The organism is Psychrobacter sp. BF1 (assembly GCF_019279065.1).
GTDB classification, from domain to species: Bacteria; Pseudomonadota; Gammaproteobacteria; order Pseudomonadales; family Moraxellaceae; genus Psychrobacter; species Psychrobacter urativorans.
Map to the genome: position 1 here is coordinate 555726 of NZ_JAGYWV010000001.1, position 17085 is coordinate 572810.

12 protein-coding genes and 1 riboswitch are annotated in these 17085 nt (G+C 42.4%); of the genes, 2 read left to right on the top strand and 10 right to left on the bottom strand.

The annotated features are described in order from the left end of the window. Positions 1-705: 705 nt before the first annotated feature. The 10 genes from KZA12_RS02240 to KZA12_RS02285 form a co-directional block, all read right to left on the bottom strand. Positions 706-1065: a hypothetical protein gene (locus KZA12_RS02240; RefSeq protein ID WP_218689043.1), complete on the bottom strand. Its 360-nt coding sequence runs from the start codon at positions 1063-1065 to the stop codon at positions 706-708. Positions 1066-1565: 500 nt separating this feature from the next. Next, positions 1566-1757 carry a hypothetical protein gene (locus KZA12_RS02245; RefSeq protein ID WP_218689044.1) on the bottom strand — a complete coding sequence of 64 codons (192 nt, stop codon included), beginning with the start codon at positions 1755-1757 and terminating at the stop codon, positions 1566-1568. A 4-nt stretch (positions 1758-1761) separates the two neighbouring features. Beyond that, complete coding sequence (locus KZA12_RS02250; RefSeq protein WP_218689045.1) at positions 1762-2376, bottom strand: hypothetical protein; 615 nt, start codon at positions 2374-2376, stop codon at positions 1762-1764. Then, entirely contained in the window at positions 2377-4653 is a 2277-nt protein-coding gene (nrdA, locus tag KZA12_RS02255; protein ID WP_218689046.1) for a class 1a ribonucleoside-diphosphate reductase subunit alpha, read from the bottom strand. It lies immediately after the preceding gene. A gap of 559 nt (positions 4654-5212) precedes the next feature. Continuing rightward, positions 5213-5572, bottom strand: a complete 360-nt coding sequence (locus KZA12_RS02260; protein WP_227677302.1) for a YbeD family protein — start codon at positions 5570-5572, stop codon at positions 5213-5215. Positions 5573-5957: 385 nt separating this feature from the next. Beyond that, the gene (locus tag KZA12_RS02265; protein ID WP_218689047.1) at positions 5958-6656 is read right to left on the bottom strand and encodes a class I SAM-dependent methyltransferase; all 699 of its coding nucleotides are present in this window, start codon (positions 6654-6656) and stop codon (positions 5958-5960) included. 66 nt (positions 6657-6722) lie between these two features. Further along, the gene (tenA, locus tag KZA12_RS02270; RefSeq protein ID WP_218689048.1) at positions 6723-7370 is read right to left on the bottom strand and encodes a thiaminase II; all 648 of its coding nucleotides are present in this window, start codon (positions 7368-7370) and stop codon (positions 6723-6725) included. A gap of 276 nt (positions 7371-7646) precedes the next feature. Beyond that, a riboswitch (TPP riboswitch) is annotated at positions 7647-7790 on the bottom strand. Between the two features lie 195 nt (positions 7791-7985). Next, entirely contained in the window at positions 7986-9905 is a 1920-nt protein-coding gene (rpoD, locus tag KZA12_RS02275; protein WP_201623764.1) for an RNA polymerase sigma factor RpoD, read from the bottom strand. Positions 9906-10404: 499 nt separating this feature from the next. Continuing rightward, positions 10405-12684, bottom strand: coding sequence for a DNA primase (locus KZA12_RS02280; RefSeq protein WP_218689049.1), 2280 nt, complete (start codon positions 12682-12684; stop codon positions 10405-10407). A gap of 218 nt (positions 12685-12902) precedes the next feature. After that, positions 12903-14111 carry an outer membrane protein assembly factor BamD gene (locus tag KZA12_RS02285; RefSeq protein ID WP_218689050.1) on the bottom strand — a complete coding sequence of 403 codons (1209 nt, stop codon included), beginning with the start codon at positions 14109-14111 and terminating at the stop codon, positions 12903-12905. Positions 14112-14787: 676 nt separating this feature from the next. On the opposite strand from KZA12_RS02285, the gene KZA12_RS02290 reads away from it, so the two are divergent. Together KZA12_RS02290 and KZA12_RS02295 are read left to right on the top strand one after the other, a co-directional pair. Continuing rightward, complete coding sequence (locus KZA12_RS02290) at positions 14788-15984, top strand: RluA family pseudouridine synthase (RefSeq protein ID WP_373416570.1); 1197 nt, start codon at positions 14788-14790, stop codon at positions 15982-15984. 43 nt (positions 15985-16027) lie between these two features. Next, positions 16028-17071, top strand: coding sequence for a polyphenol oxidase family protein (locus KZA12_RS02295; protein ID WP_218689052.1), 1044 nt, complete (start codon positions 16028-16030; stop codon positions 17069-17071). Positions 17072-17085 lie beyond the last annotated feature (14 nt).

The following is a 17085-nucleotide window of genomic DNA, read 5'->3' on the forward strand; positions in this document are numbered from 1 at the left end:
AGCTTGGTTTATAGGGTGCTTTTTAAGCACCATTAAACTCAACTTTCAGACTATTGGTGCGTGGAATGCACCCTACAAAACATTAACTTTTCATATTATCGGTTTAAACTGTTGGGGGTCGCAAGCTCCGCCCGACCTACGCCCTTTTCAGATTATTCTTTGTTCAATCTACCTTTCGGCTATTGCTTTGCAAGGCGCACCTTACAAAAGCTATAACGTTTTTATATAACTGGGCTCTTGACCATTCCAACCACAATTCAAACAAACACCGTTTTTAAAATCATGAATACAGTTTGGGTAGCTATAAAGCTTATGGGCGCAATTTGCACATAAACCCATCATCTTTGAGCCGTCTGCAAAGTAGGGTGACTCACATTCTTCACACACGTTTTTTGCTCTAGTCATAATTAATTTATAAATTATAAAGTTTGTTGTAGGCTGGGTTTTTAACCCAGCTTCTAGGCTTTGCAACATCATGATGCTGGGTTAAAAACCCAGCCTACAGGTAATCGCTGTAGCATTACTTATTTTTCTGAGCAAACCTGCTGTTTAGGCTTCGTTTGCATAGCTTATCTATATTATCGGTGCGTGGAACGCACCCTACAAAACATCCGCTTTCCATGTTTATACGTAGGTTGGTGTCGAGGAACGAGACCCAACAGATTATTTATTTAAAGCTATTGTATATCGCAAATTTTGCCAAACCTATGGTAGCTCAATGAGCCAACCATTATCATTCGCAAGCTTTTCAATGACATCAAAACAAGAAAATTTCTCAAAATCTTGACCTATATCTGCTTTAATGGCTTCAAGAAAAACTGTAATGTGTTGCCATGTTAAATAACTTACAAAGTTATTATCATCACTATTAATATCGAATGAACCTTTAAAAAGTATCGGTGGAACGTAGCGCTTACAATCGCTTGGTGATTCATTAACTACTTCCATAAATATGCAGTAATTTTTATCATCTGTTGCTATGAAATTTAATTCTAGCGAACCACCATCTCGATAAATCACTGAGCTAGCAGCGCCTTTATATTCTACTGGTAATGGTGCTTGCATCTTTTAACCTAAACATTGACCGTTCCAACCACATTTTATACCACTTTTATCTTTGAAGTCATGACTACAGTTTGGATAACCATAAAGCTTATGAGCGCAGTTTGGACATAAATTCGTCATCTTTGAGCTGTCTGCAAAGTAGGGTGACTCACATTCTTCACACACTTTTTTTGCTCTAGTCATAATTAATCTGTAAGTTATGAAGTTTGTTGTAGGCTGGGTTTTTAACCCAGCTTCTAGGCTTTGCAACATCATGATGCTGGGTTAAAAACCCAGCCTACAGGTAATCGCTGTAGCATTACTTATTTTTCTAAGCAAACCTGCTGTTTAGGCTTCGTTTGCATGGCTTATCTATATTATCGGTGCGTGGAACGCACCCTACAAAACATCTGCTTTCTATGTTTATGCGTAGGTTGGTGTCGAGGAACGAGACCCAACAAGTTATCAAACTCAATCGTTGGGTGTCGCAAACTCCAGCCAACCTACGTGCTAGTAGTAATTTACTTCTTTAAACTATTTGGCATACTATCAAAAGCAAAAGTAGTAAGTGTTCTAGATGGCTTTGGATCAGCGCTATTGGCACAAATAGTAGTTAAAGGCTTGGCTGTAACATTACCTTCTAATGAAGTAGTTCTATCAGTATTTTTTGGACTAGCGTCCATACCAGGCGGTGTTGGATTTCTTGTAGTCATCTTTTTACCTTATAATATGTATGAAAAATAGCAACATGAGTGAAGTGAATAAAAAAAAGGTAGATTTCTCTATATTGTGCGAAACGTTTTTTAGATATTTTTGCTTTTCTATTACAGATTGAGAAATAGCCTCTATAGCTTCTTGATAACATTCTATCAGTCTGTATTTATATACTACTGAAGTGTACTCGCCAGTAAGTGATAACTTTTCTAAAATATTAGGCATCCTTCTAATTTCAGTTAAGTTAAGACACCCTAGCAAAGATTGAAAAAGTTTAAAACTATAATAAATACCAATGCTCAAAGTAATTAAAAAAGCTATCGATAGTAAATTTATTATTCCTAAGTTTTCATACTTGAAATTAAGACTATCTATAAATGAGCTAGATAAAGAAGTGAAAACGCCTAAAAAAACGATTGAAACTACTATTAAATACTTATTAGCTTTTTCATCTACGTTTCTTATTCTACTAAGACTTAATAAGTACTCTTCTTTAAGTATGTTTATACTTACATCGTATTTAGCTTCCCAATCATCAGAATCTACGATTTGGTTGTCAGTTTCATGAGAAGCTGGGCTAGATAGAAAATAGTCAAATAGCTTGATTTTATTACGCATCTATATCTTACAAGCGCCACCAGCACAATCATCTTCCATATCCGCTTGGGCGTCGTTGGCACCATCACGAGTGTTGTGATAATACAAAGTTTTTACGCCTAGCTTATACGCTGTCAACAAGTCTTGTAGGAGCACTTTCATCGGCACACGACCGCCCTCAAAATGCGTGGGATCATAATTAGTATTGGCTGAGATACTTTGGTCAACGAACTTTTGCATAATAGCGACTAATTTTAGATAGCCATCATTGTTAGGCATTTGCCATAGTAGCTCGTACTGACTACCTAGCTTCTCGATCTCAGGCACCACTTGCTTGAGGATGCCATCTTTCGACGCCTTAATCGACACTAAGCCGCGTGGTGGCTCGATGCCATTAGTAGCGTTGGCAATCTGACTAGAAGTCTCAGACGGCATCAAGGCAGTCAAAGTCGAGTTGCGCAGACCATGAGTAGTGATCTCGGTACGCAGGGTTTCCCAATCAAGATGCAATGGCTCCTGACAGATTTTGTCCAGATCCTTTTTATACGTATCGATCGGTAAGATACCTTGCGAATAAGTGGTCTCATTAAAAGCTGGGCAAGCGCCTTGCTCTTTGGCCAATTTATTAGAGGCTTTTAAGAGATAGAATTGCAACGCTTCAAAGGTTTGATGGGTCAGACCAAGCGCACTACCATCTGAATAGCGTACGCCATTCTTAGCAAGGTAATAGGCATAGTTAATAACGCCAACACCGAGCGTACGGCGACGCATACTGCCGTTCTCAGCAGCTTTGACCGGATAGTCTTGATAATCAAGTAGGGCATCAAGAGCACGGACGATCAGCTCAGCTGGCTCTTCGATATCGCTGACATGCTCAACTTTGCCTAAGTTAACCGCTGATAGAGTACACAGGGCAATCTCGCCTGCTTCGTCATTGATGTTGTCGAGTGGCTTAGTCGGTAGCGCAATCTCCATACATAGATTGGACTGGCGAATAGGCGCAACAGTGGGGTCAAACGGGCTATGAGTATTGCAATGATCGACGTTTTGAATGTAGATACGACCAGTGCTGGCACGCTCTTGCATCATTAAGCTGAACAGTTCCGTCGCTGGAATCTTACGCTGACGAATAGACTCATCATTCTCATACTTAGTATATAGCTCTTCAAACTTATCTTGATCTTCAAAGAACGCATCGTACAAGCCCGGAGTATCGCCCGGTGAGAAGATAGTGATGTCTTGGCCTTTGATTAGGCGAGTGTACATAGTCTTGTTTAGCTGTACGCCATAATCCATGTGACGGACACGGTTGTCCTCAACGCCACGGTTATTCTTCAGGACTAATAGCGACTCAACTTCTAGATGCCATAACGGATAGAATAGGGTAGCTGCACCGCCACGTACGCCGCCTTGTGAGCAACATTTTACCGCAGTTTGGAACAGCTTGTAAAAAGGTACACAGCCAGTATGTTGAGCTTCGCCGCCACGGATAGGGCTACCAAGGGCACGAATACGGCCAGCATTGATGCCGATACCAGCGCGCTGCGAGACATAGCGTACGATGGCGCTAGTAGTGGCGTTGATAGAGTCAAGGCTGTCACCACATTCAATCAGTACGCAGGAGCTAAACTGACGTGATGGGGTGCGCACACCAGACATAATCGGCGTAGGTAGCGAGATCTTAAACTGTGAAGTGGCATCATAAAAACGCTTCACATAGTCCATACGCTCAGCTTTATCGTAGCTAGCGAACAGACACATACCTACTAGCACATACAAGAATTGCGGGCTCTCATATACAGTCTTAGTGACGCGATCTTGCACTAAGTATTTACCAGCCATTTGCTCAACAGCAGCATAAGCCAAATTCATATCACGCCAGTGATCGATGTAGTCATTAAGCTCATCGAACTCTTCACGGCTATAATCAGCTAGAATATGGGCATCATATTTACCAGCATCAGTTAAGGTTTTGACTTGGTCATATAAATGCGGTGGGGTAAATTTGTTATAAGCGATTTTGCGCAGATGGAAGATAGCCAAACGTGCGGCTAGATACTGATAATCAGGAGTAGATTCTGATATCAAGTCAGCAGCAGACTTAATAATAGTCTCATGGATATCACGAGTCTTGATACCTTCATAAAACTGAATATGCGACTTTAGCTCAACTTGTGATACCGACACATTATCTAACTTGTGAGCTGCCCACTCGATAACTTTATGGATTTTATCTAAATCAATAGGCTCTAAACGTCCATCGCGTTTGGTCACTTGAATCTGGTCGATATGTGTCATGCTACCCTCGTAAATAATTGCTTATATTATTCGCCAAGCGGTTAAGTCCGCGAAGCGTTTATTATCAAATGAATAATCAAACTACTAATAATCAAACTACTAATAATCAACAGCTTAGCTGAGCTTTTTAAGGCAAAAACAGGCTACTGCTCACTATAGTGATAAAAATCACTGAGCACTACATATAGCGTGTTTATTAGTAGGTAGGCACAATATAGCGGGAAAATTTTGAAAATACTAGGTTGATTTTATATGTATTATATGTTGCGAGTAGAGCCGATTGGCTGGTTTTTGCTCTAAAGAACGATGGGGCAAGGGCTAGGCAGAATTAACAAAATATTAAAATAATTTATAAAAAATAGATTGGGTTTTGCTTTATTGAGCTTGGCATATTTGTCAAGAATAATAGTGATTATTATAGCGATAATAAGCCTAAAATTAGCGGAGCCGATTGTAGCGCAAATCATAAAAAATCGCCACCCATAAGAGTGACGATAGTGATGCTAAAAAGTTATTTCTATATTTTGCCAATGTCTTATTTCACTAATAGCTTTGCAGCTTATACCACCATGCGTACGGTTTTTGCCTCATCAAGAGCAGCATAAAGGCTGTTAACTTGCTCGGCAGTAGTCAAATACAGATTGACACGGGCAGAGTGAAAACGACCGGTTTTTGAAGGTTTAACTTCGATAGAAGCTAGATCAAAATCGGGGAACTGGCTACCTAAAATTAGCTTTATTTCATTTAGTAAGCTCTCATGCTCACCTTCATGACCGATAATGCTCATCGGATAATCCATTGGGAAGTCCCATAATTCTGGGTTCTGGATATCCGTTTTTTTGCCTTTTAAGTTATCGGTACTGTTCTCTAATTCGGCTATATTGAGCTCTTTTTTAGTGGTTTGTTGCTTATCACTCATTGGGTAATCCTTATGGCTAATTTCAGTTTTAATTTCATTTTTAAATAAGATTTTAATGCGACTTCTCAAGGTAATGCACTATAGTAAAATTTTTTGCGTGACACCTTTAATAGGTGAAAACAGCAGCCACAAAAAAGCTGAGAGCGACTCAGTCTTTCGATGTATTTAACTTTTTGTTGGGCATGACTAATGATAGTAGCGGTTGTATGCATGGTTTATAGTGGCAGTTAAGCGGTTATTCAAGGGCTGTAAGGGTAAAGGCAATAGGCCGTTACCGTAAAGCACCGGTTAATTTTATCTACCTAAAGGCTAGCCATGTTTGCACCACTTAAGCTAGGCTCTTGGCATTAACAGAGATAGGCTTGCAAAAAAAGTCAGCAGTTAGCTACTTTTTAGAAGCACAGATAGCCACATAGTCGCCACGGTCATAACCTGTAAGCACTTCTTGTACTGTATCGTTGGCGTACATAGGGTGAGTGACTAAAGTCTGCGCATACTGAAAGTCGACGAAGCCATTGATTTGCATAAGGGCGATTTTTTCATCAGAGGTGCGCCAGTTGGCCGATTTAACCAACTCGATCGGATAAGGGTCGGCGGGTGCTATATGCTCAAGCAGTGGATGTTGCCAAGTGCCTAATGAGCTGGCCAAGTTGTATAAGCTGGCAAAGCCACTCTCCTTTGGTACATCGATGAGCGCCAGCTTACCGCCACGCTTTAAGGCAGCAAAAGCTTTTTTAATACACAAGTCTAAATCAGTAATGTAGCTGACACTGCCATTGAACATAATGATATCGAACTTATTGGCCTCAATCTCACAAGTTTCCGCAGGCCTAACATCGACTTTAATACCGCGTTTTTCAGCGACTTCTGCCATATCTTTTGAAGGCTCGATGCCGTGCTTGATATGGATGTCATAGTCCTTCGCCAACAGCATCTCAAACAAGCCACTACCACAGCCAACAGATAAGATTTCACTGTGCTTATCCAAAAAATGGGCGACTAATTTTAACTCGCTAGTAAGTAAATTCTGGTTATCAAAAAACCAGCTGTCGTAGGCGCTTGCATGTTCATCGAATGCAGCCATGATAGTAATACTCCAAAAGGTTTATAGTGATGGGTTGATAAGTCAATGCGTTGATACGTTAATTAATTAAGTCCGATCTAAAGCCATCTGCCAAAAATTAACTTCCATCCGTGAGGCGGTGTTAAATAACTGTTGAAATTTGTCTGCTTGCGAGGGGCTTGCTTGGGCTAATAACTGATTAATATAAGCCTCGTTTTGGGCGGTGATCGCCTGAAAGTCATCGCTAGCAAAGACATCAATCCACAATTGGTAAGGATTATTGGCAATAAAACCTTGAGCTTTAAGGCGTTTACCGATTTCGCCATAGCCCATCAAGCAAGGGGCGATAGCGGCATACAGCTCAGCCAGGGAGCCTGACATAGCGGCATCTAACAGATAGCGGCTATAAGCGATAGTGGCTACCGATTCAGCCGTGTTTTCTACCTCTTCTACTTTTATGCCCCACTGCTTACAAAAATCTAAATACATACCTATTTCCATATCTAGCATAGTGTTAATGCCTGCTTGCCCGATACGCATTTGGGCTAGCGTATCGCTTTTATAAACGCTTAAAGCCATTACCCGAGTGTAGTGCAACAAATATAAATAATCTTGCACTAAGTAGTGGCGAAAGCTGTCAGGATCGAGAGTACCTGCAGCGAGCTGATTGACGAAGTCATGCTCAACGTAACTGTCCCAAGTCGGGCAGTTATAACGTAAGGTTTGATAGTTCATAAGATTAAGAGGTCCATAAAAAGTGTAAAGCTATTGTCGATAGCAATTAACAATTAGCAATCAGTCATCAGTGAGCCTAGAAGTATAAAATAGTGACAAAGTTATTAGCTTAGGCTGCAATAAGCACAAATAAGTAGCACAAGCAAAATAGTAACGGGCAGTAAAATAAGCGCTAAGCAGGCAATGAGTAAGCAATGAGCAGCCAAAAACAGCCACAAAAAAACCTCAGCCGTTTATAGTGAATAAACGACTAAGGTTTTAGTAAAAGGTATGGAGTAAAGAGTCACGCTTGTTTCCTACGTCAGTGTTAACTGCATCAGGTTCGCGGGTAATTCTCAGCAATGGTTATCATAGTGCCACTAGAGCCAAAATAGGCTCTAAAAGGGACATCTGATAGCCAAAGCACCCCGACAAGGTTGGTTGGTTTTTTTAAGCTAAATATCTAAGTTAAACGCTGGTTGATTAACCCATTGGTCTCTATGATAGACGAACTCAGCCATCATAAGCAAGCCATACTCAGAGTTAACTGTACCTATCTAGCAGACACAAAAAAGCTGAGACTTAGCTCAGCTTTTTTGTGATTAACCAGGACTGTTTAAGCGACTGGTCTAAAGATTAGTCATTTTCAAGGAACGAGCGTAAATGCTCAGAACGTGAAGGATGACGCAATTTACGTAGTGCTTTGGCTTCAATCTGACGAATACGTTCACGAGTAACATCGAACTGCTTACCGACTTCCTCAAGAGTATGATCCGTTGGCATATCGATACCGAAACGCATTTTTAGCACGCGTGCTTCACGTTCAGTTAAGTTACTCAATACATCACGAGTCGCTTCACGTAGACCTGCTGAAGTCGCATCATCAACTGGGCTGGAGATAGTTTGATCTTCAATGAAATCGCCTAAATGCGAGTCTTCATCATCACCGATTGGCGTCTCCATAGAGATAGGCTCTTTGGCAATCTTCAGTACTTTACGTACTTTGACTTCGTCCATCTCTAAACGTTCGCCTAATTCCTCAGGCGTCGGCTCACGGCCCATCTCTTGCAACAGCTGGCGAGAGACACGGTTGATCTTATTAATAGTCTCAATCATGTGTACTGGAATACGAATAGTACGCGCCTGATCAGCGATAGAGCGGGTTATTGCCTGACGAATCCACCAAGTGGCATAAGTCGAGAACTTGTAACCACGACGATATTCAAATTTATCAACCGCTTTCATCAGACCGATATTACCTTCTTGAATAAGATCCAAGAACTGTAGGCCACGGTTAGTATATTTTTTGGCGATAGAGATAACTAGACGTAAGTTAGCTTCTACCATCTCTTTTTTGGCGCGGCGAGCTTTAGCTTCACCGATAGCCATACGACGAGCGACGTCCTTCATATCGTGAATTTCCATGTCGAGCTTTTGCTCGTAATCACGGATTTTACGTTGTAGAAGAATAACATCGTCAGTTACTTTTTCTAGAGTCTCAGCGAATGCAGGCTTACCTTTAAGACGTTCAGTCAACCAATCGACGTTAGCCTCATTACTAGGGAAAGTCTTACGGAACTCTTCACGTGGCATACGCCCACGACGAATCACTAAGCGCATGATTTGACGTTCTTGTTTACGCACATCATCATAAACGTCATGCATAATAGCCATAACTTGATCAGACATACGGTTATTAAGCTTGAGCATCATAAAGCGTACAGCCAGCTGCTCGTAGGCTTCGTTAGCTTGGACGCTGCCACGACCAAAATCAAGCAAGGCTTGCTTGGCCGTCATGAATAAGCCTTCGATCTCTTCTAAACGAATACGTACTTCTTCTGGATCGATACCGCTGGTTTCTTCTTCTTCGCTCTCGTCTTCTACGTCATCAGCATCGTCTTCGTCATCATCTTTATCAGCCTTGGCTTTAACCTTAGCTTTGACAACTGGCATTTTCTCTTTCTCTTTTTCTCTTTCTCGCTCTTCTTTAACACGCTCTTTTTCTAGCTTGGCAGCGGCTATATCTTCTTCGGTTTCAGGATCTAAGAAGCCCGTAATGACGTCAGAGAGTTTTTTATCACCTTCTAAGACGCGCTGATATTCATCGAGGACATACTGGACAGTACCAGGCCAATATGACATGGCATGCTGGACGTCACGAATACCTTCTTCGATACGCTTGGCAATAGCGATCTCGCCTTCACGAGTCAATAGATCAACTGTGCCCATCTCACGCATGTACATACGTACAGGGTCAGTAGTACGACCTGGATCAGTCTCAACCGCTGCCAATACTGCTGCTGCTTCATCAGCTGCTGATTCATCGTCACTCGAATCATCGTTCATCAAGATATCGTCGTCATCAGGTGCAGACTCAAATATCTTAATACCGACATCAGTCAGCATCTGTACAATATCTTCGATTTGATCACTTTCAGTGATAGAGTCGGGTAGCTGGTCATTAACCTCAGCATAAGTTAAATAGCCTTGCTCTTTACCCATTTGGATTAAGGTGGCTAGCTGAGATGTGGACTTAGAAACTGACTTATCGTTCATAAATACTCACTTTTGCGTCGGACATTTTCGCAATACGATAAGCTAATTTTGGCTTCGACCAATGAATCTAGTGAATCGATCATAGCTAAGCACAGTAATTATAAATAATTATCGATAATAACGAAAATGAGTTGATATGAATAAAAAACTCAAAATACTACAATAATAAAACCCAAAAAGCAGGTAACGAGTAAAAGATGGCAAAACAGCCGCAACGCTTTAACTAATGTCCTATTTCACTATTACTCACCAGTCAAGCATAGCGTCTTTTATGGAGTAAAAAGGTCAATCCAAAACCCCTTTTCACCATTAAATAGTAACGCTACTAATATAGCGACGGCGTAGTTTAACACAGACCCTAGTATTCAAACATAAGCTAGTGCATTTACTATCCGCTAGTAGCACAGACATTATCAGCCATAATCATAAACAATGGGGACAAGCGGGTTGCTTTTAAAGGCCTGACGTCTGCTTTGACTGATTAAGCGCTAAAAATTCATTAAATAATGACCATTTGCGCTGACTGCTCTGCTTGCTGCTCACGCAACCAATCATTTAAGCGCTGGGTCTGTTTGCGTACGATCGCCAGTTTGACATGATCGGGGTTTTTGATCAGCTCTTGCATCTTTTTTTGTAGGTGTAGTTTGAGCAGCTGCATCACTAGATTCTCAATCAGCTCATCTAAGCTCAATACATTGCGCGCACTTAAAGTTTTATAAAAAGCGCCCCAACTTCGGCTCAAGGATAATTGAGTCATCGGCTTGAGATTAGATAAAATAAAATGTGCTGCTGCATTAGCATCACTTGGCAAATAGTTTAAGCAGCGCTTGATAGTGCTAACCATATCCAGTAGGGCGGCGTCCTGCAAATCCTCCCATGCCAGCGCTCGAAAGGCATCAGTAGCTGCTCTTTTTTGAATGTGGGCTGGGAACTGTAATCGATCAATACCGGCCTGCTGCCAAATCATGACAATAGGATCATCGACTAAGGCGCTAGGCTGAAACAAAAAGCACAATTGTAATTGTTGACTGATGGTCATATCACCATCGAAGTCTAGCAAGGCATCTTTGGCCTCGATATTTTGACTGCGCTTGCCACCCAGCTTTTGATAGATATCGTTATTGAGCAAATAGCGAAAACTACTGCCTTTTGGCAATAGCGTAGTCAAAGTGCGTACTTGTGACATCAGCTTAGCTTTACCTTCTGCTAAGCTCAAGTCATAGCGCTCGCTCAGATAAGCAAAGATATACTGCGATAACGGCATGGCATTGGCGATCTGCTCACGCATAGCCTCAGCCCCTTGACTACTAATAAAAGTATCAGGGTCATGATTATTCGGTAAGCTTAAAAACCGCAGTTCTTTATCGTCCCCAAGGACGGGCAGGGCAATCTCCAGAGTACGCCAAGCCGCCTTTTGACCAGCACTATCGCCATCGAAGCTTAAGGTTAAGGTTGGGTTAAGAGTCAATAGACGAGCGATTTGGCTCTCATTAATAGCTGTACCCATAGAGGCAATCGCCCCATAGATACCAGCTTGATAAAGGGCGATCACATCCATGTAGCCTTCGACTACTAGCCAATGGTCTGCACGCTGCTGGCGAGACTCATAATAGCCATAGAGTACATGCTGCTTATGAAATACTGGCGAGTCAGAGGAGTTGATATATTTAGGCTTAACTTCATCATCGAGTGCCCGTCCAGCAAAGCCAATGATTCGGCCCTGATTATCACGGATAGGGAAGATAACCCGATCACGCAGTAGGTCATAGTCGCGTCCTGAATCTGAGCTACGCACTAAGCCTAAGGCCTTGAGACCAGCGATATCTTGCGGAAACTCATGCTCTAGATGCTGCCAACCAAAAGGCGCGTAACCTAAGCCAAAAGTGTCTAAACTCTGCTCAGTGACGCCGCGAGTCATAAAGTAATGTTTAGCGTGCGGATGAGTATTTAGATTACGTTGGTAAAACTGCTGGATCTGTATCAGTAGCTCGTATAAGTTGCCGTCTTTTTCACTATTATCATCGGCGCTCGACACTACAAATGAGTCATCGCTCAACCAGGTAGGTGCAGAGCCTTGCTGTGCAGCTGAAAGGTAGTCAGCAGGATGATAGTCGTTGTGATCATAAGCGCTACTGCCGTAATCTGGGTTGCCGTACGGCTCATTACTGTACTGCTCATTACCGTACTCCATATCACCAGCATTGCTGTAGTCGATATCTGAGTAAGGAATATAGGGCGTTACGCTCAGCTCATTAGCGTTGTGCTCATAAGTAGGGTGGCCAGTATCACTATCGTCAGGCTGGCCACTTCGCTGTTGAATATTATCACTATAGTTAGCAGTACTAGACTTAGACGACGACTTAGTAGAAGGTACGGGCGCTGTTCTAGGATTAGAGCTAGGCTGTGGCGAGTTATACGCTGGCTGGCTGGCTGATCTATTAATGGGTTTGGCTGTGCTACGCCGATAACTAACGTTTTGTTGATCTTCTTCAGGTATTTCTATCCCCGTCTGCTTGGATAGCTCTTTAACCGCTTCCATAAACGTCAGGTTTTCGTAGTCACGCAAAAAGCTAATAGCATTACCACCAACGCTACAGCCAAAGCAATGATAAATGTTCTTTTGCGGATTAACATAAAACGAAGGCGACTTCTCACCATGAAACGGACAACAGCCTTTATACTCGCTACCCGCACGTTTAAGCGTGGTATGACGACCAATAATACTGATAAGATCAGCTTGGCTACTGAGTTGTTCGAGGATATGGTTGGGGATACTCATGAGAGAAATATTTTACCCTAAGACTGCATAATTAAATTTTATTACGAATATTTTATTCTAGGATAGTAGCTACCCTATCATAAATAGAACAGCAAAAGGGCTCAGCCAAAGCTCAAAAAGTAAGGCCAACATAGTCGTTGACCTTACTTTTATGATTTATCCTAATACCAATACCAATACCAATACCAGTAACTATTTACTAGTATTGTGACAGCGACTTATCTTTCATTATTAGTATTAGGGGTATTGTTTGGATTCAGCTGAATACGATCGCGGCCACTGTCATTAGGCATAGTAGTGAGGCGAGTCGGATTGGTATTTAGCGGATCGACAGCAGCTTCTATAGCAGCAGCGCTAGCACTACCTTGTCCAGAAACCTGTTCAGTAGCACTTTCAGGCAGACCTAAACCGATATTGACTCCACCACGTCGAGTTGGCAAAGTGCCAATACCCGATGCAGAAGCGTTGGCGCTAGGCAATTGTAGCTGTGCCGCGTCAAGGACGATTTGGGTTTTGGTAGCACCGCTATACTGACCGTCAGCGTTGGACTTATCCATCATGCTGGCCCGACCCAATTGACCGAAGGTTAGCTTGTTCAACCATGAGCGATCGGCTCTAGTATCGAGCTTGACTTGTCCATTGCTAGTCAGCATATTTGGATAGTTAATCTGTAGCAGCGTGCGATATTGTTCAGCTAGATCATTCAACCCTAATTGCTTATTGCTATAAGCTAGGATAGCGATAGCATTTGGTACTGACTCGCTAAGAGGATAATATTGGAAAGCCCACTTAGCACGGTTAGCGGCGGCGACATAAGCCTCACGTTTAATATACCAATTGGCGGCCGTCAATTCACTCTCAGCGAATTGATTATAAATAAAAGTCATGCGTTGAGCGGCGTCAGGAGCATAAGGGCTGTTAGGGTATTTATTAACAAGCTCTTGGAAGTTGGCAAAAGCAATACGCAAGTAAGCAGTATCACGCTCAGCTTGGTTAGTTTTGAACAGCTTAATGCCTTCAGATGAGCCTTGCATGTTAGCCACACCACGTACGTAATAAGCGTAGCTGACTTGTGGGTTTGAGGGATAAAGGCTTATAAAACGCTCAGCACTAGAGGCTGCCGTCTCGTAATTGCCCGCAGCAAATTGCGCATACATGATATCAAGCAGCGATTGCTCGGCATATTGGCCAGTAGGATAAAAGGTACGTAGACTGTTCAGATCTTCAATCGCTTGAGTATAGCGACCTTTATCAATCTGATCGACAGCATCACGATAGTAGGCTTGCTCAGTTTTTTCGGCGGTTTCAACCGCATCGACATTTTTGCCAGTCAGATTCTTAAAAGTCTGACAGCCCACTAAGTTCACGCTTAATGCTAGCAAGGTTACTGATGATAATTTGATAAAGGTGTTCCCTACAGGACGCATACTTCTCTCCGCACAAAATGCATAACAGCAGCAATGCCATCATACTTATAACAGGTTAATGATAAAAAGGCAGCCCTAGCCAAGTACCGTAAAGTCGTCTGCAAAACAATGGATAAAGCCATCTGCAAATAACGGGACATGACTTATGCTAACGCTAGCAACAAAATCTTGCTTACTTTATAGAATAATAGTGGTGTAGTCTATTTTTTCATGGTTTATTTTAGTCAGTTGCATACAGCTTGATGGTCTACTGTCTTTATTTGACAGCCTTTAGTTTGAGCAATAAACCGAGTAACAGAGCACAATAATCTTGCTAGTTTAGCACGAGCGACGATAATGGGCGATGAAGAATCCAATCCACGCTGTTAAATATACAGTAAATTACCACGATGTTATATTGTAGAGAGTTAATAGCGTGCTAATAAGGACTACATAATTGCGCAATCATTACTAGGGTAGCTCAAGCATTAGCGGCGGTTGAGCGGTCAAAAATAACAGATAACTCACAGTGGCTATAGGGCTTGAGCATTTGCCATGCTACACTAGCCAATAACTAAACCGGCTTTTTGTTTCGGCTATTGCCTATGGGCTAGATAGTCAGATAATTATCTATATTTTTCATAAAGTCCACTATCGTGGCTTTACTATGTATGAATTTGCTATGAATGATAATGCTATGAATAATAATCCAGCGCTAGATGACCAACGAGTTGCAAAAGATTTGTTAGCTACTGATGAGCTATCTGATAATAATGCTAGTGACGAGCTTGACGATGGGGTGGCGGTAGACTTCGATGAGGAAAACGCTGAGCTACTTGACGATGATGAGTTGCTCGATGATGAAGACGAAGATCAAGATGAAGAAAGCAGCTATAGTGATGAGCCGCGCGTAGCGGGTCAGCCGATACCAGAAGTGATTAACGTCACTCATATCGTTGCAGAAAACGAAGCAGGCTTACGTATTGATAAAGTGGCTTCACTGATATTTACCGACTTTTCGCGGGCGCAACTGCAAGGTTGGATTGCTGATGGCAGTTTATTACATAATGGTAAAGTGCAAAAATCAAAGCAACGAGTAAAACCTAATGATGTTTTACACTTATCGACTACTCTACAGCAGCACGGTGAAGATCAGCCAGAAAACATCGATATCGAAGTGGTTTATGAAGATGAGGCGGTATTAGTCATTAATAAACCAGTTGGCATGGTAGTGCATCCTGGGGCAGGCAATCAGACCGGTACGCTAGTCAACGCCTTGCTTTATCACTATCCGCAGCAACATCATTTGCCACGTGCTGGACTAGTCCATCGTATCGATAAGGATACTTCGGGGCTACTACTGATAGGCAAAACTAAGCCGGCACAAATGGCATTGATGGCGCAATTAAAAGATAAATCAGTTTATCGTCATTATCAGTGTGTAGTAGCTGGTGATCAAGCCAGCTTGATGCGTCACCGTCGTATCGATGCCCCTATTGGTCGCCATCGTAATCAGCGTACTAAGATGACCGTGATGACCGCAGGGCGTGAGGCGGTAACCCATTTATTAGAAGTCACTGCTCTTAATGATAACTATACTTTGTTAGATGTGGGTCTTGAGACTGGCCGTACCCATCAGATTCGGGTGCATTTAAGCCATATTACTTATCCTATAGTCGGTGATCGGGTTTATGGCGGTCGTCGCCAGTTACGCTCAGGGCTGACAGACAAGCAGCGTGAAACTATTAGTAACTTCCCACGTCAAGCTTTGCATGCTTATGCTTTAGGGTTTGTACATCCAACCACTGGTGAAGATATTGAAGTCACTACCCCTATTCCTGAAGATATGCAGCAGCTAATCGCTGTACTAAGCGAAGGTTACTTTCCTGAATAAAAATCGCTAAATAAGCTGTTTATAAAAAGGCGGGCCATAACAGATGATCGATAAGTTGCCTATTAGTGTTTATCCTGATAATAGTCAGGTAGTTAAGCCAGCTCCTATCGCTGTGCTGGCTCGGCTCGATGATATTATAGTATTGCAAACGGCCGCTTTTAGTAAAGCGAGCTTATCATCGGATGCGGTTGCAGCTACGGCTACAATTTCTGATGCTGATGCTGATGCTGGCAATAATAGCAACGCCATCGATGATGCTAATAGCTTGGATGCTAAAAACGATCAGCATATGCTCGCAGAAGGTCAGAACAGCTATGCGGCGCTAAATCTAGGTCTACACGTACAAGATAACGCTGAGCAAGTACTGCAAAACCGTATGCGGTTATTGAGCGCTATTAATGGACAGCTAGCGAGCACACATCAGCCTATCAAAGCTTTGCACTGGGTTAATCAAGTGCATGGTGAGCAAGTCCACGATATTGATGCCACTATGCTGACTATGCAACCGGTGGATGCTGATGCTATGGTCAGTTACCAAGACAATATTGGCTTAGCCATTATGACTGCCGACTGTGTGCCTATCGTGCTATATCAGCCTACTACTGCACAGATAGCGGCTATTCATGCTGGCTGGCAAGGGCTGGCTTGTGGGGTTATAAAAGCTACAGCTAAAAGCTTTGATCTGAGCGCACCGATTATGGCTTGGATTGGGGTCTGTATTAGTCAACAGCATTACCAAGTTAATGCAGAAGTAGCAGAGCGTTTATTGACCGGCTGTGTCGATAATCGGTTATTAGCGCCAGAGGCTATCGACAATTTTCAGTCTTGGTTCTGCAAGTCTGTTGAGACTGAGACTAATACTGATACTGACGCTAACAACTGGGCGGGTAAGCTAAACCTTGATTTACCGAAGATTGCCGCCGCTCAGCTACAGTTATTAAATATTAGTGTCGCCAATGAGTTGCCAGTTGCCTGTAGTTATGATGACAGTCGCTATTACTCTTATCGGCGTCAAACTCATAGACAACAACCAGCAACGGGACGCATGGCGTTGATTATTGCTCGCAGTGACCCAATAAAAAGCTAGCTGCTGCCAAAACA

What these genes read in the sequence shown, in the direction of transcription:
- KZA12_RS02290 (WP_373416570.1), top strand. Translation starts at nt 14,788, where the DNA reads ATGAATAATAATCCAGCGCTAGATGACCAACGAGTTGCAAAAGATTTG.
- KZA12_RS02240 (WP_218689043.1), bottom strand. Translation starts at nt 1,065, where the DNA reads ATGCAAGCACCATTACCAGTAGAATATAAAGGCGCTGCTAGCTCAGTG.
- KZA12_RS02260 (WP_227677302.1), bottom strand. Translation starts at nt 5,572, where the DNA reads ATGAGTGATAAGCAACAAACCACTAAAAAAGAGCTCAATATAGCCGAA.
- rpoD (WP_201623764.1), bottom strand. Translation starts at nt 9,905, where the DNA reads ATGAACGATAAGTCAGTTTCTAAGTCCACATCTCAGCTAGCCACCTTA.
- KZA12_RS02245 (WP_218689044.1), bottom strand. Translation starts at nt 1,757, where the DNA reads ATGACTACAAGAAATCCAACACCGCCTGGTATGGACGCTAGTCCAAAA.
- KZA12_RS02250 (WP_218689045.1), bottom strand. Translation starts at nt 2,376, where the DNA reads ATGCGTAATAAAATCAAGCTATTTGACTATTTTCTATCTAGCCCAGCT.
- nrdA (WP_218689046.1), bottom strand. Translation starts at nt 4,653, where the DNA reads ATGACACATATCGACCAGATTCAAGTGACCAAACGCGATGGACGTTTA.
- tenA (WP_218689048.1), bottom strand. Translation starts at nt 7,370, where the DNA reads ATGAACTATCAAACCTTACGTTATAACTGCCCGACTTGGGACAGTTAC.
- KZA12_RS02285 (WP_218689050.1), bottom strand. Translation starts at nt 14,111, where the DNA reads ATGCGTCCTGTAGGGAACACCTTTATCAAATTATCATCAGTAACCTTG.
- KZA12_RS02280 (WP_218689049.1), bottom strand. Translation starts at nt 12,684, where the DNA reads ATGAGTATCCCCAACCATATCCTCGAACAACTCAGTAGCCAAGCTGAT.
- KZA12_RS02295 (WP_218689052.1), top strand. Translation starts at nt 16,028, where the DNA reads ATGATCGATAAGTTGCCTATTAGTGTTTATCCTGATAATAGTCAGGTA.
- KZA12_RS02265 (WP_218689047.1), bottom strand. Translation starts at nt 6,656, where the DNA reads ATGGCTGCATTCGATGAACATGCAAGCGCCTACGACAGCTGGTTTTTT.